Origin of the sequence: Kitasatospora sp. NPDC088548, assembly GCF_044753005.1 — a bacterium.
In the GTDB taxonomy this organism is placed as follows: Bacteria; Actinomycetota; Actinomycetes; order Streptomycetales; family Streptomycetaceae; genus Kitasatospora.
On sequence record NZ_JBIVMI010000081.1, the window covers coordinates 1 to 1,397 of the forward strand.

1 rRNA gene is annotated in these 1,397 nt (G+C 56.1%); it reads left to right on the forward strand.

Features of this window, described 5'->3' with window-relative positions:
• Positions 1-1,395 (forward strand): 23S ribosomal RNA (locus ACIP82_RS37820); the annotation flags it as partial.
• Positions 1,396-1,397: the final 2 nt, after the last annotated feature.

Here is a 1,397-nt window from a genome sequence, read left to right on the forward strand (position 1 = left end):
AGGCTGAGACCTGATGCCGAGCCGATTGTGGTGAAGTGGATGATCCTATGCTGTCGAGAAAAGCCTCTAGCGAGTTTCATGGCGGCCCGTACCCCAAACCGACTCAGGTGGTCAGGTAGAGAATACCGAGGCGTTCGGGTGAACTATGGTTAAGGAACTCGGCAAAATGCCCCCGTAACTTCGGGAGAAGGGGGGCCATTCCTGGTGATGACACGTGCTGTCTGAGCTGGGGGTGGCCGCAGAGACCAGCGAGAAGCGACTGTTTACTAAAAACACAGGTCCGTGCGAAGCCGTAAGGCGATGTATACGGACTGACGCCTGCCCGGTGCTGGAACGTTAAGGGGACCGGTTAGCTCCATTTCGGTGGGGCGAAGCTGAGAACTTAAGCGCCAGTAAACGGCGGTGGTAACTATAACCATCCTAAGGTAGCGAAATTCCTTGTCGGGTAAGTTCCGACCTGCACGAATGGCGTAACGACTTCTCGACTGTCTCAACCATAGGCCCGGTGAAATTGCATTACGAGTAAAGATGCTCGTTTCGCGCAGCAGGACGGAAAGACCCCGGGACCTTTACTATAGCTTGATATTGGTGTTCGGTTCGGCTTGTGTAGGATAGGTGGGAGACTTTGAAGCCTTGACGCCAGTCTTGGTGGAGTCGTCGTTGAAATACCACTCTGGTCGTGCTGGATGTCTAACCTGGGTCCGTGATCCGGATCAGGGACAGTGTCTGGTGGGTAGTTTAACTGGGGCGGTTGCCTCCTAAAGGGTAACGGAGGCGCCCAAAGGTTCCCTCAGCCTGGTTGGCAATCAGGTGTTGAGTGTAAGTGCACAAGGGAGCTTGACTGTGAGACTGACGGGTCGAGCAGGTACGAAAGTAGGGACTAGTGATCCGGCGGTGGCTTGTGGAAGCGCCGTCGCTCAACGGATAAAAGGTACCCCGGGGATAACAGGCTGATCTTCCCCAAGAGTCCATATCGACGGGATGGTTTGGCACCTCGATGTCGGCTCGTCGCATCCTGGGGCTGGAGTAGGTCCCAAGGGTTGGGCTGTTCGCCCATTAAAGCGGTACGCGAGCTGGGTTTAGAACGTCGTGAGACAGTTCGGTCCCTATCCGCTGTGCGCGTAGGAGTGTTGAGAAGGGCTGTCCCTAGTACGAGAGGACCGGGACGGACGAACCTCTGGTGTGCCAGTTGTTCTGCCAAGGGCATGGCTGGTTGGCTACGTTCGGGAGGGATAACCGCTGAAAGCATCTAAGCGGGAAGCCTGCTTCGAGATGAGCACTCCCACCTCCTTGAGAGGGTAAGGCTCCCAGTAGACGACTGGGTTGATAGGCCGGATATGGAAGCCCTGTGAGGGGTGGAGTTGACCGGTACTAATAGGCCGAGGGCTTGTCCTCAG